This is a genomic window from Mesorhizobium sp. WSM4904 (assembly GCF_029674545.1).
In the GTDB taxonomy this organism is placed as follows: domain Bacteria; phylum Pseudomonadota; class Alphaproteobacteria; order Rhizobiales; family Rhizobiaceae; genus Mesorhizobium.
In genome coordinates this window covers 985891-1007118 of sequence record NZ_CP121354.1, presented here as the reverse complement: position 1 = coordinate 1007118, position 21228 = coordinate 985891, and the positions used below count along the sequence as shown (strand labels likewise).

The 21228-nt window shown below is 64.7% G+C and carries 21 protein-coding genes; 6 read left to right on the top strand and 15 right to left on the bottom strand.

Annotated features, from left to right (window positions below; all coding sequences use genetic code 11):
• The first annotated feature begins 63 nt into the window (after window positions 1-63).
• Window positions 64-816, top strand: a complete 753-nt coding sequence (locus tag QAZ47_RS04775; RefSeq protein ID WP_278232687.1) for a sulfite exporter TauE/SafE family protein — start codon at window positions 64-66, stop codon at window positions 814-816.
• Here QAZ47_RS04775 and trmD read toward each other — a convergent pair.
• Both trmD and rimM read right to left on the bottom strand, forming a co-directional pair.
• Window positions 798-1499 (bottom strand): tRNA (guanosine(37)-N1)-methyltransferase TrmD, encoded by a 702-nt coding sequence (gene trmD, locus QAZ47_RS04770; RefSeq protein WP_278232686.1) that lies wholly within the window; start codon window positions 1497-1499, stop codon window positions 798-800. The two genes, QAZ47_RS04775 and trmD, sit on opposite strands and share 19 nt — an antisense overlap.
• The gene (gene rimM, locus QAZ47_RS04765) at window positions 1496-2092 is read right to left on the bottom strand and encodes a ribosome maturation factor RimM (RefSeq protein ID WP_278232685.1); all 597 of its coding nucleotides are present in this window, start codon (window positions 2090-2092) and stop codon (window positions 1496-1498) included. The genes trmD and rimM overlap by 4 nt, the downstream gene beginning before the upstream one ends.
• A 196-nt stretch (window positions 2093-2288) precedes the next feature.
• Between rimM and QAZ47_RS04760 the strand changes: the two genes are divergently transcribed.
• The 3 genes from QAZ47_RS04760 (at window position 2289) to QAZ47_RS04750 (ending at window position 6562) form a co-directional block, all read left to right on the top strand.
• The gene (locus QAZ47_RS04760) at window positions 2289-3227 is read left to right on the top strand and encodes a tyrosine recombinase XerC (RefSeq protein ID WP_278232684.1); all 939 of its coding nucleotides are present in this window, start codon (window positions 2289-2291) and stop codon (window positions 3225-3227) included.
• Window positions 3228-3539: 312 nt separating this feature from the next.
• Window positions 3540-4604 carry a TraB/GumN family protein gene (locus tag QAZ47_RS04755; protein WP_278232683.1) on the top strand — a complete coding sequence of 355 codons (1065 nt, stop codon included), beginning with the start codon at window positions 3540-3542 and terminating at the stop codon, window positions 4602-4604.
• A 578-nt stretch (window positions 4605-5182) separates the two neighbouring features.
• Window positions 5183-6562 (top strand): IS4 family transposase, encoded by a 1380-nt coding sequence (locus tag QAZ47_RS04750; RefSeq protein ID WP_278232682.1) that lies wholly within the window; start codon window positions 5183-5185, stop codon window positions 6560-6562.
• Between the two features lie 75 nt (window positions 6563-6637).
• On the opposite strand, the gene lpdA is transcribed toward QAZ47_RS04750, so the two are convergent.
• The 13 genes from lpdA to mdh form a co-directional block, all read right to left on the bottom strand.
• Complete coding sequence (gene lpdA, locus QAZ47_RS04745; protein WP_278232681.1) at window positions 6638-8044, bottom strand: dihydrolipoyl dehydrogenase; 1407 nt, start codon at window positions 8042-8044, stop codon at window positions 6638-6640.
• Between the two features lie 24 nt (window positions 8045-8068).
• Entirely contained in the window at window positions 8069-8824 is a 756-nt protein-coding gene (locus tag QAZ47_RS04740) for an SDR family oxidoreductase (RefSeq protein ID WP_278205834.1), read from the bottom strand.
• Entirely contained in the window at window positions 8821-9297 is a 477-nt protein-coding gene (locus tag QAZ47_RS04735; protein WP_278232680.1) for a hypothetical protein, read from the bottom strand. Before QAZ47_RS04735 ends, QAZ47_RS04740 begins: the two co-directional genes overlap by 4 nt.
• A gap of 29 nt (window positions 9298-9326) precedes the next feature.
• Complete coding sequence (locus QAZ47_RS04730) at window positions 9327-10031, bottom strand: DUF4241 domain-containing protein (RefSeq protein ID WP_278205832.1); 705 nt, start codon at window positions 10029-10031, stop codon at window positions 9327-9329.
• Window positions 10032-10047: 16 nt separating this feature from the next.
• Window positions 10048-11331, bottom strand: coding sequence for a 2-oxoglutarate dehydrogenase complex dihydrolipoyllysine-residue succinyltransferase (gene odhB, locus QAZ47_RS04725; RefSeq protein WP_278205831.1), 1284 nt, complete (start codon window positions 11329-11331; stop codon window positions 10048-10050).
• Between the two features lie 70 nt (window positions 11332-11401).
• Window positions 11402-14389 carry a 2-oxoglutarate dehydrogenase E1 component gene (locus tag QAZ47_RS04720; RefSeq protein ID WP_278205830.1) on the bottom strand — a complete coding sequence of 996 codons (2988 nt, stop codon included), beginning with the start codon at window positions 14387-14389 and terminating at the stop codon, window positions 11402-11404.
• Between the two features lie 127 nt (window positions 14390-14516).
• Window positions 14517-15419 carry a succinate--CoA ligase subunit alpha gene (sucD, locus tag QAZ47_RS04715; protein ID WP_278205829.1) on the bottom strand — a complete coding sequence of 301 codons (903 nt, stop codon included), beginning with the start codon at window positions 15417-15419 and terminating at the stop codon, window positions 14517-14519.
• Window positions 15420-15446: 27 nt separating this feature from the next.
• Window positions 15447-15863, bottom strand: a complete 417-nt coding sequence (locus QAZ47_RS04710) for a PIN domain-containing protein (RefSeq protein WP_278232679.1) — start codon at window positions 15861-15863, stop codon at window positions 15447-15449.
• On the bottom strand, window positions 15790-16086 hold the full coding sequence (locus QAZ47_RS04705; protein ID WP_278077813.1) for a hypothetical protein: 297 nt from the start codon (window positions 16084-16086) through the stop codon (window positions 15790-15792). Before QAZ47_RS04705 ends, QAZ47_RS04710 begins: the two co-directional genes overlap by 74 nt.
• Before the next feature lie 83 nt (window positions 16087-16169).
• Window positions 16170-16661, bottom strand: a complete 492-nt coding sequence (locus QAZ47_RS04700) for a DUF1579 family protein (RefSeq protein ID WP_278205827.1) — start codon at window positions 16659-16661, stop codon at window positions 16170-16172.
• Between the two features lie 2 nt (window positions 16662-16663).
• Window positions 16664-17035, bottom strand: coding sequence for a cupin domain-containing protein (locus tag QAZ47_RS04695; protein ID WP_278205826.1), 372 nt, complete (start codon window positions 17033-17035; stop codon window positions 16664-16666).
• A gap of 4 nt (window positions 17036-17039) precedes the next feature.
• On the bottom strand, window positions 17040-18233 hold the full coding sequence (gene sucC / locus QAZ47_RS04690) for an ADP-forming succinate--CoA ligase subunit beta (RefSeq protein ID WP_278205825.1): 1194 nt from the start codon (window positions 18231-18233) through the stop codon (window positions 17040-17042).
• Between the two features lie 25 nt (window positions 18234-18258).
• Window positions 18259-19227, bottom strand: a complete 969-nt coding sequence (gene mdh / locus QAZ47_RS04685) for a malate dehydrogenase (RefSeq protein WP_278205824.1) — start codon at window positions 19225-19227, stop codon at window positions 18259-18261.
• A gap of 230 nt (window positions 19228-19457) precedes the next feature.
• Between mdh and QAZ47_RS04680 the strand changes: the two genes are divergently transcribed.
• The gene (locus QAZ47_RS04680) at window positions 19458-19892 is read left to right on the top strand and encodes a GNAT family N-acetyltransferase (RefSeq protein ID WP_278232678.1); all 435 of its coding nucleotides are present in this window, start codon (window positions 19458-19460) and stop codon (window positions 19890-19892) included.
• A gap of 299 nt (window positions 19893-20191) precedes the next feature.
• Window positions 20192-21214, top strand: coding sequence for an IS110 family transposase (locus QAZ47_RS04675; protein ID WP_278201928.1), 1023 nt, complete (start codon window positions 20192-20194; stop codon window positions 21212-21214).
• Window positions 21215-21228 lie beyond the last annotated feature (14 nt).

Sequence of the window (21228 nt, the reverse complement as noted above, 5' to 3'; positions counted from 1 at the left end):
CGGGTTGCGCGAAGCTAACGAGCTTTCTAAGCCGGAAAAGTGATCTTTCTGGGCCTCCCCTCAATGACGTTCTTCGATGCCGTCCTGCTCTTCCTCGCGGGTTTTGCCTCGGGCGCCGCCAACGCGGTCGCCGGCGGCGGCACCTTCCTCACCTTCGGCGCCATGACGCTGGTCGGCCTGCCGCCGATCGTCGCCAACGCCACCTCCTCGGTGACGCAACTGCCGGGTTACATCACCTCGACGCTCGCCTATTGGACCGATATCCGGCATTTCTGGCGCGGCGCCCTGCTGCTTTGCCTGATCTCGGCTGGCGGTGCGCTGGCCGGTTCGCTCATCCTTCTGGCGCTCGACAATCCATCGTTCCGGGCCCTGGTGCCGTGGCTGCTCATCGCCGCCACCGCCCTGTTTGCCGCCGGGCCATGGCTGAAGCCGGCGGCCGGGCCGGAGCATCAGGCCTCGGTCGGCTCGCTTGCCGGTTCGCTCGCTCAGTTCGCAACCGCGGTCTATGGCGGCTTCTTCGGCGCCGGCATGGGCGTGATGATGCTGGCCACCCTCGGCATCACCCAGGCCGGCGACTATCACCGCCTGAACGCGTTGAAGAACATGCTGTCCATCGTGATCGCGATTGTCGCCATCCTGGTTTTCGTTTCCGGAGGCGTCGTCGCCTGGCCGCAGGCGATCGTCATGATCCCGGGCGTGGCGCTTGGCGGCTATGCCGGGGTGTGGATCGCCAAGCGCGTGCCGCAAGGCGTCGTGCGCGGCTTCGTCGTCGCCGTCGGCCTGCTTTTGGCCTTCTACTATTTTACCAAGGGTTGACCTGGCGCCAGCAGATCCGGCCGCCGTTCCCTGGTCAGCTTCTCGGCCTCGGCGCGCCGCCACTCCGCGATCTTCTTGTGATTGCCGGAAATCAGCACGTCCGGGATCGGCCTGCCCTCGAATTCCTGCGGCCGTGTGTAGTGCGGATGCTCGAGCAGGCCGTTCTCGAAACTTTCCTCCTCGCCGGAGACGGCGTTGCCCATGACGCCGGGCAAGAGCCGAACCACGGCGTCGAGCAGCACCAGGGCCGCCGGCTCGCCGCCCGACAGGATGAAATCGCCGATCGAGACTTCTTCCAGGCCGCGCGCTTCGATCAGCCGCTGGTCGACGCCCTCGAAGCGGCCGCAAAGGATGACGGCGCCCGGCCCGGCGGCCAATTCCCGCACCCGGGACTGCGTGAGCGGCCTGCCGCGCGGGCTCATCAAAAGACGCGGACGCGGATCGCCCGGCGGCGAGGCGTGGTCGATGGCCTTGGCCAGCACGTCGGCGCGCATCACCATGCCGGCGCCGCCGCCGGCCGGCGTGTCGTCGACGGTGCGGTGCCTGTCGGTGGCGAAGTCGCGGATCTGTATCGCCTCCAGCGACCAGGTGCCGGTTTCCAGCGCCCGGCCGGCGAGCGACAGGCCGAGCGCGCCCGGAAACATTTCGGGATAGAGCGTCAGCACCGAGGCGGCGAAGCTCACCGGTTGCCCCCGGCATCCTTCGGTCCGCGCGGCCTGCCCTTCGGATCGAAGTCGGAATGGCCCGTCGCCTCGCTCTCCTCGTCGTCGACCAGCCCCGCCGCCAGCGGATCGACCTGGACGAAACCGTCGGCGATCGACACATGCGGCACGGCGGCTTGCGTGAACGGGATCAGGACGCCCTTGCGGCCGGCGAGCGTGACGTCGAGTATGTCGCCGCCGCCGAAATTGTGAACGGCGACAACCCTGCCGATGGCCCCGGTTTCGTCCCTGACCTCCAGGCCGATGAGGTCGGCATGGTAGAACTCGTCCTCCTCGCCATCGTCCGGCAGCACCGAACGGTCGACGAACAGTTCGGTGCCGGCAAGCGCCTCCGCGGCGTTGCGGTCGTTGACCCCCTTGAGGCGCACCACGACCACCGTGCCGGCCGGCCTGATATCGAGGATCTGGAAGGCGCGGCCGTCCTTGGCGTAGAGCGGCCCGTAATCGGCCAGCGCCAGCGGATCGCCGGTGAAGGTCTTCACCCGCAATTCGCCCTTGATGCCGTGCGCGGCACCGATCACAGCCATCTGTACGGGGTTCTGGAGCTTGGACATCGGCGGATCCTTTGCCTTGCTCTAGAGCAATTCCAGGAAAAGTGTGTAACGGTTTTCCGGTCGGAATTGCGAAAAAACAATAGCTGGAGCAGTTCAGCGATTTTACCAATCGCTGAACTGCTCTAACGCCCTCAAGTCGCCATTTCAATGATCGCCTCTTCACCGCTTCCTAACCTGCCGGGCGGAAAATGCGGCCATGCAGGAATTCCTCATCCCGGCAAAGCCCGACCTTCAGGCGGCGCGCGAAACCTGGCTGAAGACGCTGGCGCGCGAGCGCCGGCTCTCGCCGGAGACGGTCGAAGCCTATGAGCGCGACACGCGCCAGTTCCTGCATTTTTTGACGGCACATTGCGGCGGCCCGCCCGGCATCGCCGACATCGCCGACCTGCGGCCTGCCGATCTGCGCGGCTTCCTCGCCGCGCGCCGCAATGACGGCGCCGGCGCCCGCACGCTCGGCCGCGGCCTGGCGGGCATCCGTTCGCTGCTGCGCTTTCTCGAAAAGCGCGGTCTCGCCAACGCGGCAGGTGCGGCAGCGCTGCGCGCGCCGCGTCAGCCGAAATCGCTGCCCAAGCCGCTGACCGCGAGCGATGCGAAACAGGTCGTGGCCGTGGAAGGCCAGTTGGCGGAAGAGCCATGGATCGCCGCCCGCAACGCCGCCGTGCTGACGCTGCTCTATGGTTCCGGCCTGCGCATCTCGGAAGCGCTCGGCCTGACCGGCGCCGATCTCGCCACGGAAACCGAAACCGTGCTGCGCATCACCGGCAAGGGCGGCAAGACAAGGCTGGTGCCGGTGCTGCCGGTGGCGTCACGTGCGGTCGCCGAATACCGGCGGCTCTGTCCCTTCCATATCGATCCGAAGGAGCTGCTGTTCCGCGGCGCACGCGGCGGACCGCTCAACCCGGCGATCCTGCAGCGCGAGATGGCGAAGCTGCGCTCGGCGCTGAACCTGCCCGACACCGCCACGCCGCATGCCTTGCGCCATTCCTTCGCCACGCACCTGCTTGGCCGCGGCGGCGACCTGCGCACCATCCAGGAGCTGCTCGGCCATGCCAGCCTGTCGACCACGCAGGTCTATACCGGCGTCGACACTGCAAGGCTGCTGGATATCTACGAATCCGCTCATCCAAGGGCATGAACCCAGACTTCGTCATACCAGGGCGAAGCAGGAGCGGAGCTCCGTCGCGGAGACCCTGGTATCCATGCCATGACCTCGACGCTTCGCAACGGTGTAGGATTCTGCATCGTCGCATTCCACGGCTCACGTCTCGGAATGGATCCTCGGGTCTGCGCGGCGTCGCTTCGCTCCTTGCTCCGCCCGTTGATGACGACCCCGATGGGCGTTTCCGCTTACCACCAAGGGCGTTCCATCCGACAACTCACCACACCTCAAACAATTTCATTCCGCCGATTAACGGTTTTGCCGCTTTTGGCGGTTAAGAAGCTCCTCATGAAACGCGTCATCGCCATCGCCGACCGCGCGGCTCTCGTATCGTTGAAGCTGCTTGCAGCACTCAACGTGCTGTTTTTCTTGTCATTCCTCGTCGTCCTGCTGCTGGCCGGCAGGGCGCATGCCGAAGCTCCCGCCTGCGCCGGCACCGATCTGCTGGCAGGTCTTGCAAAGAGCGATCCCGCCGCCTTCGAGAAGATCGAGGCCGAGGCGGCCGCCGTTCCGAACGGCAAGAGCCTGTTGTGGAAGCTGGAGAAACCGGGCGAAACGCCGTCCTATCTCTTCGGCACCATGCATATGACCGACGCGCGCGTCGCCACGCTGCCGGCCGCCGCGCGGAAGGCCTATGACGGCGCCGGCACCATCATCATCGAAACCACCGACGCCCTCGACAAGGCCAAGATGATGGCCGCCATGGCCGCCGAGCCCGGCCTGATGATGTTCACCGACAACACGACGCTGTCCTCGCTGCTGTCGCCGGAAGACGCGGCCGTGCTGAACAAGGGGCTCGACGCACGCGGCATCCCGCCCCTGACCGTCGCCAAGATGAAGCCATGGATCCTGTCGGCCATGGTGGCATTGCCGGCTTGCGAGGTGGCACGCCAGGCAGCCGGCGCGCCGGTGCTGGACGTCAAGCTGGCCTCCGACGCCAAGGCGTCGGGAAAGGACGTCGAGGGACTGGAAACCGCCGCCGACCAATTGCGCGCCATGGCCTCGCTGCCGCTTTCGTACCACATGAAGGGGCTGGTCGAGACGCTGAAGCTCGGCGACAAGGTGAACGACGTCAACGAGACGATGATCGTGCTCTACCAGCGCGGCGAGGTCGGCATGTTCTGGCCGCTGTTCCGCGCCGTGCTGCCTGATGCCGGGAACGACCAGGCCGACTATGCCGCTTTCGAGCAGACCATGATCACCAGCCGCAATAAGGTGATGGTCGACCACGCCATGCCGATTCTGGCCAAGGGCAATGCCTTCATGGCGGTCGGCGCGCTGCATCTGCCCGGTCCTGACGGACTGGTCGAAGATTTCCGCAAGGCGGGGTATACTGTTACCGCCGTCAACTGAGTCGTCTGGCGGCTGGCGGACTGAAAACGCCGGTTTTTCAGCGCTTTCCGCCCGCCCGCGTGAAACCCAATTCAGGGTTGCGCGTTTGATGGCTGTTGATTGAAGCCTTTCTTTCCAAGGAGGACACGTTTCATGGCGAACCCTAACGACCCCTTCACCCCTCCGAGCACCCCTCCCTCGTCGGGTGGCGGCGGCAGCGGGTGGCTGATCGCCCTTGTTGTCATTATCCTGGCCATCGTTGCGTATTATGTTTTTGGCAGAAGCGGCGGCGAAAAGGCCCCGGCGCCCGCCGAGCCGCCGGCCGCCACCACGCCGGCCCCGGCCCCTGAACCGGCGCCCGCAACACCTGCTCCGGCGCCCGCGCCAGCCCCGGCTCCGGCTCCGGCACCTGCGCCTGCTCCCGCACCAGCTCCAGCACCTGCGCCGGCTCAATAACAAGCTACAGCTCAACGACAAACGGCCCGCCAAAAGGCGGGCCGTTTTGTTTCGGGTAACCGCGCCTTCGTCATCCTCGGGCTTGACCCCATAGGCGCTAACTTAGGCTTGACGGTGATCGTGGTGAGTGATTCACCGTGGTTATGAGCGATTCGCTGCAAGCGTTGGATTGGGACGAGCTGGTCGGACGATTGGGCTCGGCGGAAGAGTTGGAGACCAGCGCGCGGGAGGCTGGGGCGCTGCTGCGCAAACGGCAGGTGGCTAGCGCTGCTGACCTGCTGCGGCTGTGTTTTGCCTATGTGCTGGGTCGCTTCTCGCTTCGGATGCTGGCTGGTTGGGCCGAGCAGCGGGGAGTGGCGTCGATGTCCGACGTGGCGATGCTGAAGCGTCTGAAGGCCAGTGCTGATTGGGTGGGCGGCCTGGTTTCGGAATTGCTTGCCGAGCGCTGCCCCGAAGCCTTCGCCGGCTTGTACGGAGGCCTGCGGATGATGGCGGTGGACGCCACGGTAGTTGCGCCGCCTGGTCCCAAGCGGGTTTATTGGATGGTGCACACGGTGTTCGATCTTGCAACGCTGAAGCTCTGTTCGGTGGAGGTCACGGATCGCCATGAAGCCGAGCGGCTGTCGCGCGGCGCCAGGGCTGGAGAGCTTCGGATCGCCGACCGTGCCCACGCCAAAGCCGACGATCTGGCTCGGGTAATCGAGGCAGGGGCTGATTTTCTGGTTCGTGCCCCTTCAAACTATCCACGCCTGCTGGATGGCCAAGGCCGGCTATTGGATCGCTTGGCGCTGTGCCGTGAAGCGGGCAAGAAGGGCGTGCTCGATCTTTCGGTGGGCGTCCAGGACGGCAAGTCCAGGGTCGCGATACCCGCTCGGGTGGTGATCCTGCCCATGCCGCCCGAGGCGGCTGAGAAGGCCAGACGAGCGGCGCGCCGTTTGGCGGCCAAGGCGAGATACAAACCCAGCCAGGCCGGCATCGAGATGGCCGGCTATCTGGTGCTGTTGACATCGCTGCCGCCGGATGACTGGCCGCCTGAGCGGCTCGCCTCGACCTATCGTCTGCGATGGCAGATCGAGCTGGCGTTCAAACGCATGAAGTCGCTGGTGGGTCTGGAAGATCTCCGCGCAAAGGATCCCGACCTGGCTCGCCTGTGGATCAACACCGCTCTGCTGGCCGCCCTGCTGGCCGAAGATGACCTGCCGGCCCTCGATCCCGAGGCGCCGGACTCTCTCCCCTGGCCGCCTGAACCGATCCGCCCTGCCGATCTGGCGTCTCGTGGCCTTGGCAATCTCCAACATCTCGATGGCTGTATTACTGGGGCCTACCAGGTTGATCTCCCTCGACCTGCTGCTCCACCGCTTGCGCGAACCACCCCGACGACGACGCGCCATCGCACATCGATTGCTAAGTTAGCGCCTATGGGGCTTGACCCGAGGATCCATGCCGAAACCGTTGCCGCAGAGCGCAACAGCGCAAAATTACGCAACCGTTGCAACGCCTTAGCGTCACGGCATGGATCCTAGGGTCTACGCGCGTCGCTTCGCTCCTTGCTTCGCCCTAGGATGACGAAAGCAGTGGAGGTTCGGCGCCAAGCGCAGCTAAATATGGATAGGCTTGAAGAACGTCGCCAGCGCCGCTTCCTTCACCGCTTCCGACATGGTCGGGTGCGCATGGCAGGTGCGGGCGAGGTCCTCCGAGGAGCCGCCGAATTCCATCAGCACTGCCGCTTCGTGGATCATCTCGCCGGCGCCGAAGCCGACGATATGGACGCCGAGCACGCGGTCGCTTGCCTTGTCGGCAAGGATCTTCACGAAGCCGTCGGTGTGCAGCATGGCGCGCGCGCGGCCATTGGCGCTGAACGGGAATTTGCCGACCTTGTAGTCGATGCCGGCCTTCTTCAGCTCTTCCTCGGTCTTGCCGACGGAGGCGATTTCCGGGCTGGTATAAACGACGCTCGGGATGACGTCATAGTTCACGTGGCCGGCCTGGCCGGCGATCATCTCGGCCACCGCCACGCCCTCGTCCTCGGCCTTATGCGCCAGCATCGGTCCGGCGATGACGTCGCCGATGGCATAGATGCCGGGCACGCTGGTCCTGAGATGCCCGTCGGTCTTGACCCGGCCGCGCTCGTCCGTTTCGACGCCCGCTTCGTTCAGTCCCAGGCTGTCGGCGTAGGGGCGGCGCCCGGCCGCGACCAGCACGACATCGGCCTCGATGGTTTCCGCCGCGCCGCCCTTGACCGGCTCGAAGGTCACGCTGGCGCCCTTCTTGGACTTGGCGACGCCGGTGACCTTGGCCCCTAACTTGAACTCGAAACCCTGCTTGGACAGCAGCCGCTGGAACTGCTTCGAGACCTCGCCGTCCATGCCGCCGAGGATGGTGTCGAGGAACTCGACGACCGTGACCTTGGCGCCGAGCCTGGCCCACACCGAGCCGAGCTCCAGCCCGATGACGCCGCCGCCGACCACCACGAGGCTGGCGGGCACCTTGGCCAGCGACAGCGCGCCGGTCGAGGACACGACCACCTTCTCGTCGAAGTCGACCTTGACGCCCGGAATGCCGGCGACGTCGGAGCCGGTGGCAATCACGATGTTCTTGGTCTCGATCTCCTCGACCTTGCCGTCGTCGCCCGTCACCGACACCTTGCCGGCGCCGATCACCTTGCCGGTGCCGCGGAAACTGTCGATCTTGTTCTTCTTGAACAGGAAGGCGACGCCGCTGACGTTCGAGGCCACGGTCGCATCCTTGTGCGCCAGCATCTTCTTGAGGTTGAGCTTCGGCGCGCCGACCTCGACGCCCAGCGTGTCGAAGGCATGCGCAGCTTCGGCGAACATCTCGGAGGCGTGGAGCAGCGCCTTCGACGGGATGCAGCCGATGTTGAGGCAGGTGCCGCCGAAGGTGGCGTTCTTCTCGACCACCGCCGTCTTCAGGCCAAGCTGCGCCGCCTTGATGGCGCAAACATAGCCGCCCGGCCCCGATCCGATGATTACGACGTCATAAGCCATGATGGTGTCCTTCTGGTCTGGCCTTCAGCGGCCGCCGCTCACATTGAGGATCGCGCCCGTTATATAGGAGGCCGCGTCCGACAGAAGATAGAGAACCGCGCTCGCGACCTCATCGGCCGTGCCGGCGCGCTTCATCGGCAGCATGTCCTGCATCCGCGCCACGCGATCGGGCTGTCCGCCCGAGGCATGGATCTCGGTCTCGGTGATGCCGGGGCTGACCGCGTTCACGCGAATGCCTTCGAGCGCGACTTCACGCGCGAGCCCGATCGTCAGCGTGTCGATCGCGCCCTTGGAGGCGGCGTAGTCGACATATTCGCCGGGCGAGCCCAGCCTGGCAGCGGCGGACGAGATGTTGACGATGGCGCCGCCCTGGCCTCCGTGGCGGGTCGACATGCGCTTCACCGCCTCGCGCGCGCAGAGGAAGGAGCCGACGACGTTGATGCGCATCATGCGCTCGACACGCTCGACGCTCATCGCGTCGACACGCGCCTTGGCGTCGACGATGCCGGCATTGTTGACGAAGGCGTCGAGCCGGCCGAAGGCGCGGTCCACCGCCTCGAACATCGCCACGACATCGGCCTCGCTGCCGACATCGCCCTTGACCGCGAAGGCCTCGCCGCCCGCGGCTTGGAGCTCGGCGACGAGCGCCTCGGCCGCAGCCTGGTTGGAGACATAGTTGACCGCAACGCGATAGCCGGCCTGGTTTGCCTGCCGGCAGATGGCGGCGCCGATGCCGCGGCTGCCGCCGGTGACCAGCAGCGTCTTGTTGTCGGTGCTCATTCCTGGCAGCCTTTCAGCGCAAAGACGTCCCACGGCACCTTGGAGAAGCCGGCGGGACCGTAAGCGGCCGACATTTCGAGCGACGGCCCGAGATCGGGAAAGATCAGGCTTTTCGGCGCGTCGGTGCCCTCGGCCGGCAGCAGCCCGAGGGTGCCCTTGTCATCGGCGCTGTAGATCACGCCTTCCCAGACCGTGCAGGCGGCAAGCTCCTCGCCGGTGACGTCGCCGGTCGGGCATTTGTACATCAGCGAGCCGTGCGGGCGCGAGGCGGAGCCCTCGGTCCACATCGCGATGCCGTCGAGCACGACATTGTTGTCGAGGATCATGCGGAAGCTGTTGGTGATCGTCGCCGAGGTGCCGGCTGGGGTGAAGTCGATCTCGGCCCCGCTTTTCGCCTCGCCATAGACGGCGAGCTGGATCGGGCAGGCGGCCTGTGCGGCGGAAGCCGACAACAAAACCGCCGATCTAGCCATCCACCGGATTATGAGTGAGGCAAGTATCCTCATCGATCGGCCTCGTTACGGCCATCGGCGTTTTCGAGCACTTCGAAGTCGGTCATCAGGAGCAGTGGTTCGCCGGATGCGTCCAACCCCCAGAAAGACCGATACGCGCCGTCGCCATAGCCAGTGTCGAACATGGCTACATTGATCGGGTTGCCTTCAAGCGGACTAGCGATACAAAACCTGTCGATAGTGCACGCGACGTCAGCTAGATAATCGTCAAGTTCCTCTTGGTCAGACATTAGCGTCAGGACCGACTTGTCGATAAACGACGCAACCGCGTCATCAACGATAAACTCAAACTCATAGGCCGACGGGCGATCGCGGGCGAAAGTGGCCAATTCCCACCGCACCGGCAAGCCAGAGCCGAATCGCAACGCCGCCACGGCAACGGTGCCCCGCACTTGAAGCAGTATGACCGGATAGCGTCCCGGCTTTACCTTACGGCTGAACGGAGGCCGTCCCAATCCAGTGATCAACGGATCGCAGGCGACGATTTCGCCGGTTGGCAACTCAAGCTCACCGATCGTGATAGCACCGATCTGTCGCTGTGCCATTTCCCCATCGCTGAGAGCGAAGACACCGAGATTGCTGCTGATCTCGGAGGCGCCCCAATCGGCGGGCGAAGCGACCACGGGCAAGTCGGAGAAAAGCCAGACGCGTCCACGCCGAAGGAATCGGCGTAAGGCATCTGACCAGCCGCTCATTGCGGACCAGCTCCGATCACAGATCGAGCACCAGCCGCTCGGGATCCTCCAGGCTTTCCTTGACGCGCACCAGGAAGGTCACCGCTTCCTTGCCGTCGACGATGCGGTGGTCGTAGCTGAGCGCCAGATACATCATCGGCCTGATCACGATCTGGCCGCCGACCACCATCGGCCGCTCCTGGATCTTGTGCATGCCGAGGATGCCGGACTGCGGCGCGTTGAGGATCGGCGTCGACATCAGCGACCCGTAAACGCCGCCATTGGAAATCGTGAACGTACCGCCCTGCATGTCCGCGACCGACAGCTTGCCGTCGCGCGCGGCGAGGCCGAGCCGGCCGATCTCCTTCTCGATCTCGGCGATCGACATCTGGTCGGCGTCGCGCACCACCGGCACCACCAGGCCCTTGTCCGTGCCGACGGCGACGCCGACATGGGCGAAGTTCTTGTAGATGATGTCGGTGCCGTCGATCTCGGCATTGACGGCCGGGATCTCCTTCAGCGCGTGTGTCACCGCCTTGGTGAAGAAGCCCATGAAGCCGAGCTTCACGCCGTGCTTCTTCTCGAACACGTCCTTGTACTTCGCCCTCAGCGCCATTACCGCGCTCATGTCCACCTCGTTGAAGGTGGTGAGCATGGCGGCGGTCGACTGCGCCTCCTTCAGCCGCCGCGCGATCGTCTGGCGCAGCTTCGTCATGCGCACGCGCTCCTCGCGCGCGGCGTCGTCGGTCGTCGACGGCGCGCGGGCCGCGACGGGAGCAGGTGCCGCTTTCGGCGTCTCGGCCGGCTGCGAGGGCGCGCCCTTGGCGATCGCATCGAGCACGTCGCCCTTCAGCACCTGGCCGCGCTTGCCCGAACCCGGCAGGTGGTCGACAGCGAGATTGTGCTCGGCGATCAGCTTCGCCGCGGCCGGCGCCGGCGGCATGGTGCGCTGTTCGATCGGACCACCGCCGCCGGCAACCTTGGCGGTTTCGGCCGCGGCCTGCTTGGTCGTGGAGGCGGCGTCTGGGCTCGAGGCCTGCGCCACCGCGTGCGGCTTGGCGGCGGCGGGAGCAGCCGCTTCGCCACCGGCGGAAATGGAGCCGAGCAGCGCGCCGACATTGACCGTCTCGCCTTCCTTGACGGTGATCTCGGAGAGCGTCCCGGCGCCCGCGGCAGGCACCTCCACCGTCACCTTGTCGGTTTCGAGCTCGACCAGCGGCTCATCGGCGGCGATCACGTCGCCGACCTTCTTGAACCACTTGCCGACGGTCGCCTCGGTGACGGATTCGCCGAGAGTGGGGACGCGGATTTCGGTAGCCATTGTGCCTGTCCGTTCTCTTCTCTTCTTGAGATCTGTTTCGTTCGGGTCTGCTTATTCGCCCAAGGCCTGCCTATTCACCAAGCGCGTCGTCGAGCAAGGCAGCGAGCTGGCTGAGATGCTTCGACATCAGTCCGGTCGCCGGCGAGGCCGAGGCCGGCCGGCCGGTATAGCGCACCCGCTGATGCTTGGCGTCGATATGCGCCAGCACCCATTCGAGATAGGGGTCGATGAACGACCAGGCGCCCATGTTCTTTGGCTCTTCCTGGCACCACACCATCTCGGCATTTCGGAAGCGCGACAGCTCGGTGATCAGCGCCTTGGCCGGGAACGGATAGAGCTGTTCGACGCGCAGCAGGTAGATGTCGTTGATGCCGCGCTTCTCGCGCTCCTCGTAGAGGTCGTAATAGACCTTGCCCGAGCACAGCACGACGCGGCGTATCTTGGAGTCCTTGACCAGCTTGATCGGCTGGTCGGCCAACAGCTGCGCGTCGTCCCACAACAGCCGGTGGAACGAGCTTTCGCCCGCCATCTCCGACAGCGTCGACACCGCCCGCTTGTGGCGCAGCAGCGACTTCGGCGTCATCAGGATCAGCGGCTTGCGGAAGTCGCGCTTCAATTGCCGGCGCAGGATGTGGAAATAGTTAGCCGGCGTCGTGACGTTGGCGACCTGCATGTTGTCCTCGGCGCAGAGCTGCAGGAAGCGCTCGAGGCGTGCCGACGAATGCTCCGGCCCCTGGCCCTCGTAGCCGTGTGGCAGCAGGCAGACCAGGCCCGACATTCTCAGCCACTTCCGCTCGCCGGACGAGATGAACTGGTCGAACACCACCTGGGCGCCGTTGGCGAAATCGCCGAACTGCGCTTCCCAGAGCGTCAGCGCCTTCGGCTCGGCCAGGCTGTAGCCATATTCGAAGCCGAGCACGGCCTCTTCCGAGAGCATCGAGTTGATGACCTCGTAGCCGGCCTGCGCCGCCGACAGGTTGTTGAGCGGGATGTAGCGGGTCTCGTCGCGCTGGTCGTAGAGCACGGAATGGCGCTGCGAGAAGGTGCCGCGCTCCGAATCCTGGCCGGAGAGGCGGATCGGGTTGCCGTCGAGCAGGATGGCGCCGAAGGCCAGCGCCTCGGCCGTCGACCAGTCGATGCCTTCGCCGGATTCGATCGCCTGGCGGCGGTTCTCGAGGAAGCGTAGGATCGTCTTGTGCGCCTCGAAATCCTTCGGCACCTCGGTCAGCTTCTTGCCGATTTCCTTGAGCGTGCGGACCGGCACCGCGGTCTTGCCGCGGCGCTGTTCGTCCTGGTTGTCGGCCGTGCGCAGGCCCGACCATGCGCCGTCCAGCCAGTCGGCCTTGTTCGGCTTGTAGGATTGGCCGACTTCAAACTCAGACTCGAGATGCGCGCGCCAGTCGGCCCGCATCTTGTCGACCTCGGCCTGGGTGATATGGCCTTCGGCGATCAGCCGGTCGGCATAGACCTGCACCGTCGTCTTATGGCTGCGGATGTTGCGGTACATGATCGGCTGCGTGAAGGACGGCTCGTCGCCTTCGTTGTGGCCGAAGCGGCGGTAGCAGAACATGTCCACCACCACCGGCTTGTGGAACTTCATGCGGAATTCGGTCGCCACCTTCGCGGCGTGCACCACCGCTTCCGGATCGTCGCCGTTGACGTGGAAGATCGGCGCCTCGATCATCTTGGCCACATCCGACGGATAGGGCGACGAGCGCGAGAAGCGCGGATTGGTGGTGAAGCCGATCTGGTTGTTGATGATGAAATGCAGCGTGCCGGCGACGCGATGACCGCGCAGGCCGGAGAGCCCGAACATCTCGGCGATGACGCCCTGGCCGGCAAAGGCGGCATCGCCATGCAGCAGCAGCGGCATCACCTTGGCGCGCTCCGACAGCGGCACGATCTCACCGCGCTCGCGGCCGGCGAGCTGGTCCTGCTTGGCACGCGCCTTGCCCATCACGACGGGGTCGACGATCTCCAGATGCGAGGGATTGGCGGTCAGCGACAGGTGCACCTTGTTGCCGTCGAACTCGCGGTCCGACGAGGCGCCGAGATGGTACTTCACGTCGCCAGAGCCCTCGACGTCGTCGGGCGCGGCCGAGCCGCCCTTGAACTCGTGGAAGATGGCGCGGTGCGGCTTGGCCATGACCTGGGAAAGCACGTTGAGGCGGCCGCGATGCGCCATGCCGAGCACGACTTCCTTCAGGCCTAGCTGGCCGCCGCGCTTGATGATCTGCTCCAGCGCCGGGATCAGCGATTCGCCGCCGTCGAGGCCGAAGCGCTTGGTGCCCTTGTACTTGACGTCGATAAACTGCTCGAAGCCTTCGGCCTCGATCAGCTTCGACAGGATCGCCTTCTTGCCGGTGGCGGTGAAGGTGATCTCCTTGTCGGCGCCCTCGATGCGCGCCTGGATCCAGGCCTTCTCCTCGGGATCGGAGATGTGCATGAATTCGACGCCGAGCGTCGAGCAATAGGTGCGGGTGAGGATATCCAGCATCTGCCGGATGGTGCCGAACTCGAGGCCCAGCACATTGTCGAGGAAGATCGGCCGGTCGTAGTCGGCTGTTGTGAAGCCGTAATTTTCCGGCGACAGCTCGTTATAGTCCTCGAGCGGATTGGCGATGCCCAGCGGATCGAGTTTGGCGTGCAGATGGCCGCGCATGCGGTAGGCGCGGATCATCATGATGGCGCGCACGGAATCGCGCGTCGCCTGGTGCACGTCGGCGTCGGAAAGGGCCGCGCCGTTGACGACCGCCTTTTCCTTCACCTTCTTTTCGATGTGCTTCTCGATGAGGCCCCAATTGCCGTCGAGTGCCGAGACCAGCTCGCCATTGGCCTGCAGCGGCCAGGAGGGCTTCGCCCAGGAAGCGCCGGTGGCGTTTTTGCGAACGTCGCCAGCGTCGTCCTTCAGCGCCGCGAAGAAATCCTGCCACTCCGGATCGACGGAGGCCGGATTGTCCTCATAGGCGGCGTAGAGCGCGTCAATGTAGTCGGCGTTGCCGCCATAGAGGAACGAGGTGAGCGAGAATTGGTCGTTGGCCTGATCTTGTCTTGCCATTTTCGTCTGCGGAGCCTGGCTCCGTCTCCTTAGTTGGAGGGGAGTAGGGGAATAGGGGAGTAAGGGAGTAGGGCACGTGCTGCCGCCATCTTTCCCTACTCCCCTACTGCCTTACTCCCCTACTCCCTTAACCCTTGATCGCCTCGACCAGCGTCGTGCCGAGCCTCGCCGGCGACGGCGAAACCTTGATGCCGGCCGATTCCATCGCCGCGATCTTGTCTTCCGCGCCGCCCTTGCCGCCGGAGATCACCGCGCCCGCGTGGCCCATGGTGCGGCCGGCCGGCGCCGTGCGCCCGGCAATGAAGCCCGCCATCGGCTTCTTGCGGCCGCGCTTGGCCTCGTCCTTGAGGAACTGCGCGGCGTCTTCCTCGGCCGAGCCGCCGATCTCGCCGATCATGATGATCGACTTGGTCTCGTCGTCGGCGAGGAACATTTCGAGCACGTCGATGAACTCGGTGCCCTTGACCGGGTCGCCGCCGATGCCGACCGCGGTGGTCTGGCCGAGGCCGACATTGGTGGTCTGGAAGACTGCTTCATAGGTAAGCGTTCCCGAGCGGGAAACAACGCCGACCGAGCCCTTGCGGAAGATGTTGCCGGGCATGATGCCGATCTTGCATTCGTCGGGCGTCAGCACGCCCGGGCAGTTCGGGCCGATCAGCCGCGACTTCGAGCGATCGAGCCGTGCCTTGACCTTGACCATGTCCATCACCGGGATGCCTTCGGTGATGCAGACGATGAGCGGGATCTCGGCCTCGATCGCCTCGATGATGGCCTCGGCCGCACCCGCCGGCGGCACATAGACGACGGAGGCGTTGGCGCCGGTCTTTTCCTTGCCCTCGGCGACGGAAGCGAAGATCGGCAGGGTCTCGCCCTTCGAGCCGGTCCAGGTCTCGCCGCCCTTCTTCGGGTGGATGCCGCCCACCATCTTGGTGCCGTGATAGGCCAGCGCCTGCTCGGTATGGAACGTGCCGGTCTTGCCGGTCAGGCCCTGCACGAGAACCTTGGTGTTCTTGTCGACGAGAATGGACATGGGAGAGAACGCCTCTGAATTCAGCGATTACAAGAAAGGATTGACGGCCCGGACCGAGCCATAGACCTGGTTATGGTTGAGATCTTCGGTGTAGAAAACCGGCGCGCCGAGCCGCTCCGCCGCCGCGAGCAATGCCGCGTCGTAATATTTGAGTTGATAGCGGCGCGCGAGACGGAGCCCCCGCGTGACATAGGCCTGGTCGACCGGGACAAACGGAAGCGTGCCGAGAAAGACCAGCCACTCGTCGACCACAGCATCGGCGAAGACCGACTTCCGTCTCGCGACATTCGCGAATTCGGCCAAGGTCTGGCCCGAGACGCCGAACACAGTCTCGAGCACAAGGCTTTGCGCGATATCATGTCGGCGGGGATCACTTGTCCTCTCCGAAGCCGCGTAAAGGAGGACGTTCGAGTCGAGAAAGCATTCTATCTTCTCGTTCGGCATAGATCTCGTCCCGGTTCCATTTGTATGCAGGGCCCAGGTCGAGAGGTTTTTCGGCCATCAGCCTGCGCATCCCTTCCCGCGCCCAGGCAATCCTGTCTTCCTGCTCGACTTCATGCGCAAGCAGTGAACGAATGAGGGCGTTGAGCGTCGTCTTGCGGCGCGCGGCAAGGCCTCGCGCCTGCTCAAGCAGGGTCTCGTCCATGGCCAGGGTGACGTTTTTCATTGTCCGTCTCCACATAAATACACAGCCATAATATGTGTGATTATGTGTAATCCTTCAACCGCCCTGACCGCCGCTTCCATCGCTCAGCCTTCCTTCATCTCGGAAGGCGAAACGCGCCGATAGACGCCGCGCACCATGTCTAGCCAGCCATCACCGCCAACCGGCTGGAATTGCAGCCGCATGCGATAGGTGTCGCCGCCGTCGAAATCGTAGGTCACGCGGGCGGCGCCGCGCGGCGACGAGCGCTCCAGAGTGAGCTGGCTGCCGTCCCACACGCCAGTTGCGGGCGAGGCCGGCACGAACCCCATCGAGTCGAACTGATGCATGGTGACGAGACCGTTCGGCTGGTCGAAGCCGAACACATTATGCGCGCCGAACGAGACGGTGCCGTCGCGACGCTGGCGATAGCGCTGCACCACGAACAGGCCGCCGAACTCAGGCTGCGCCAGCACTTCCGCGGTCGCCGTGCCCGCATCGGTCCATTGCGTCGCCGCCACCTCTTCCTCGCCGCGCCACGCGCCGACCAGCGCCTGCAGGCGCTGGTGATCGGCCGAGAGGGAAGAGAAGGCGTTCATGGTCAGAGCCGCTTCAAATCGGTGACGGTGAGGTCGCTCTTGGCGTTGCCGGTGTTCAAAGTCGTCGCTGGCTCGAACATCAGCACCACCGGCTCCTTGGCCAGCGAACGCGGCCGGTGCTCGACGCCGCGCGGCACGACGATGAAGTCGCCTTCGCCGAGCTCGACCGCCCCGTCGCGGAAATCGATGGCGATCCGGCCGCGCAGCACCAGGAAGGCCTCGTCCTCATTGTCATGCGCGTGCCAGTCGAAGACCTCGCCGAACTTGGCTACCTTCGCCTGGGCGTCGTTGACGTCGCCGGCGATGTGCGGATCGAAGACCTTGGCGATCTTCGCGTCCGCCGCCTCGACCAGATTGATCTTGCGCGGAGGCATCCGCTCAGCCCTTCACCGCCTTGACGATCTTCTTGGCCGCGTCGTCGAGGTCGTCGGCCGAGACGACGTTCAAGCCGCTGTCGTTGATGATCTTCTTGCCGAGCTCGGCATTGGTGCCTTCCAGCCGCACGACCAGCGGCACCTTCAGCCCGACTTCCTTGACCGCCGCGATCACGCCCTCGGCGATGACATCACATTTCATGATGCCACCGAAGATGTTGATCAGTATGCCTTCGACCGCCGGATCCTTGGTGATGATCTTGAACGCCGCCGTCACTTTCTCCTTCGAAGCGCCGCCGCCGACGTCGAGGAAGTTGGCGGGCTCGGCGCCGTAGAGCTTGATGATGTCCATCGTCGCCATGGCGAGGCCCGCGCCGTTGACCATGCAGCCGATATTGCCGTCGAGCGCGACATAGGCGAGGTCGTATTTCGACGCCTCGATCTCCTTCTCGTCCTCTTCGGTGGTGTCGCGCAGCTCCATCACGTCCGGATGGCGGAACAGCGCGTTGTTGTCGAACGACACCTTTGCGTCGAGCACGCGCAGATGCCCGTCCTTCATGACGATCAGCGGATTGACCTCGAGCAGGCTCATGTCCTTCTCGACGAAGGCCTTGTAGAGCGTCGGGAACAGCGCGGCGCCGTCCTTGGCCGCATCGCCGTCGAGCTTCAGCGCAGCGTTGAGCGTCTTCACGTCTTCCGCCGTCACGCCCTTTTCCGGGTCGATGGCGATGGTAAGGATCTTTTCCGGCGTGTCATGCGCGACCGCCTCGATGTCCATGCCGCCCTCGGTCGAGACGACGAAGGCGACGCGGCCGACCGAGCGGTCGACGAGGATCGACAGATAGAGCTCGCGGGCAATGTCGGCGCCGTCCTCGATATAGAGGCGGTTGACCTGCTTGCCGGAAGGTCCGGTCTGCTTGGTGACCAGCGTATGGCCGAGCATTTCCTTGGCGTTGGCGGCCACCTCGGCGGCGGACTTCGCCAGCCGAACGCCGCCCTTGGCGTCGGGGCCGAGTTCCTTGAACTTGCCCTTGCCGCGGCCGCCGGCGTGGATCTGGCTCTTCACCACATAGAGCGGGCCGGGCAGCGCCCTGGCGGCGGCTTCCGCCTCGCTGGCGTTGAACACCGGCGCGCCTTCGGCGACCGGAGCGCCAAAGCCCTTCAGCAGCGCCTTGGCCTGATACTCATGGATGTTCATGCGCTTGGTCTCCGGGGAGGGGCGATTACTTGCTAGCGAGATGCGGGGCGATCTTGGTGCAGGCCTCGGTCAGGCCCTGAACGGCGGCCACCGAATTGTCGAACATCTTCTGCTCGGCCTTGGACAGGTCGATCTCGATGACGCGCTCGACGCCGCCGGCGCCGATCACCACCGGAACGCCGACATAGGTGTTCTTGACGCCATATTGGCCCGACAGATGCGCCGCGCAGGGCAGCACGCGCTTCTTGTCCTTCAGGTAGGATTCGGCCATGGCGATCGCAGAGGCGGCCGGCGCGTAATAGGCCGAGCCGGTCTTCAAGAGGCCGACGATCTCGGCGCCACCGTCACGGGTGCGCTGCACGATCTGGTCGAGCTTCTCTTTCGAGGTCCAGCCCATCTTGACGAGGTCGGGCAGCGGGATGCCCGACACCGTCGAATAGCGGATCATCGGCACCATCGAGTCGCCGTGGCCGCCGAGCACGAAGGCGGTGACGTCCTCGACCGAGACCTTGAACTCTTCGGCCAGGAAGTAGCGGAAGCGGGCGCTGTCCAGCACGCCGGCCATGCCGACGACATGGCTGGTTGGCAGGCCGGAGAACTTCTGCAAGGCCCAGACCATGGCGTCGAGCGGGTTGGTGATGCAGACGACGAAGGCCTTCGGCGCGTATTTCTTCAGGCCGGCGCCGACCTGTTCCATGACCTTGAGGTTGATGCCGAGCAGGTCGTCGCGGCTCATGCCGGGCTTGCGCGGCACGCCGGCGGTGACGATGCACACATCCGCGCCCTCGATGCCGGCATAGTCGTTGACGCCGGTCAGCCTGGCGTCGAACCCGTCGACCGGCGAGGACTGCGCGATGTCCAGGCCCTTGCCCTGCGGAATGCCTTCGGCGATATCGAACAGCACCACGTCGCCGAGATCCTTGAGGCCGATCATATGGGCGAGCGTGCCGCCGATCATGCCAGAGCCGATGAGCGCTATCTTGTTGCGTGCCATGTCAGGATGTTTTCCCTTGTCTGTGACGATGCCCAAATCTTGGCAGAATTGACGACGGGGCCGGGAAGGCCGGAAGGATGCGGGAACCCGCGAGATTTCGCCGCACCCAATAGCTCCGGTGCGGAAGAAATTCAAACGATTATTTCGAGCTTAGTGTTTTCAATCGGTTAGATGGTTTGGGAATTACGTAAACGTCAAAGTTCGTGAGCCGACTGAGGAGAATTTACACAATGAACGTCGAAATCAGAAGGCTCCATCCCGGCAATGACGCCCTTGTGATGCGAATGGCGAACGATGTGTTCGACGAGCCGGTCCGACCCGACCGCCTCGCCGCCTATCTCGCCTCGCCTGGCCATTTCATGATCGTGGCGGTTGTCGACGGAATGGTGGTCGGCCAGTGTGCCGCGGTCATCCACCGCCATCCCGACAAGGTGAGCGAACTCTACATCGACGAAGTCGGCGTGGCGCCGCCTTTCCAGCGGCAAGGCATTGCGAGCAAGATGCTCGATGCTGTGTTCGAGATCGGCCGCGAGCACGGCTGCGAAGAGGCCTGGGTCGGCACCGAGCCCGATAACGAGCCGGCGCGGGCGCTTTATGAAGCGCGGAATGAGCAGCATGGCAAGGCGGAGGATTTCGTCATGTACGTGTACAGGCTTCGAGATTAGCCGAAGACCCTCCGCCTCGTCATTCTAGGGCGGAGCAAGGAGCGAAGCGACGCGCATAGACCCTAGAATCCATGCCGTGACATAGAAGCGATGTCACGAGGCAGAACGATATGAAGAGAAGTGTCGACAAGAGTCCTATTCTGAACCGCTGCGTTCCACGTCCTAGGTCACCGAATGGATTCTAGGGTCTCCGCGACGCTTTGCGTCGCTCCGCCCTAGAATGATGGGTGGACGGCCCCTTGCGGCATCGAATGTGCCAAACTGGTCGTGTTGGAACCCAGCGGAGGAGACCGTCCGTCATGCAAGCTATCAGATTTGGAATCGATTTGGCCAAGAACGTGTTTCAGGTGCACGGCGTGGATGCAGCCGGGCAGGTGGTGGTGCAGCGCCAGCTGCGGCGCGCGCAGGTGGAGAAGTTCTTCGCCGCGCAGCCGCCGGCGCTGATCGGCATGGAGGCGTGCGGCTCGGCCCATCATTGGGCCCGCACGCTGAGCGCGCTCGGCCACGAGGTCAAGCTGATGCCGCCGGCCTATGTGAAGCCCTATGTTGCGCGCAACAAGAACGATGCCCGCGATGCGCAAGGCTGTTGCGAGGCGGTGAGCCGGCCCGACATGCGCTTCGTGCCGATCAAGACGGTCGAACAGCAATGGGCCCGAGCGCTGCATCGCACACGTGACCTTCTGGTGCGCCAGCGCACGCAACTGGCCAACGCCATGCGTGGGCAGCTCTATGAGATGGGTCTGATAGGTGCCAAGGGGGCCGCAGGCATCGAGGCCCTGCTGCAGCGCATCGAGGCAGCCGATGAAGCCATTCCCGCGGCGCTGTTGATCTGTCTGGCGCCTCTGGCCGGGCAATGGCGGGCGCTGGATGGCGAGATCGGCAAGCTGGACAAGCAGATCCTGGCTCAGGTCAGGCAGCAGCGAGCGGCCTTGCGGCTGACGACGATCCCGAGCGTCGGCCCGATCATCGCGCATGCAGCCGTCGCCACCATCGGCGATGGCCGCCAGTTCGCTTCGGCCAGGGACTTCGCCGCCTGGCTGGGCCTGACCCGCAAGAGCCATGACACCGGCGGCAAGCACAGCTTGACGGGCCATATCAGCCGCGCCGGCGACAGGGACCTGCGAAGGCTGCTCATTCTGGGCGCCAGTTCCTGGTTGCGCCAGGTCAGGGCCAAACCCGACAAGGGCTCACCCTGGGTTCGCGGCCTGCTGGCCAGGCGGCCGGTCAAGGTCGCCGTCGTCGCCCAGGCGGCCAAGACCGCCCGCATCATCTGGGCAATGCTGCAATCGGGACAGGAATACAGGGCGCCGACTGCGGCATAAACGCAAATCGAGGC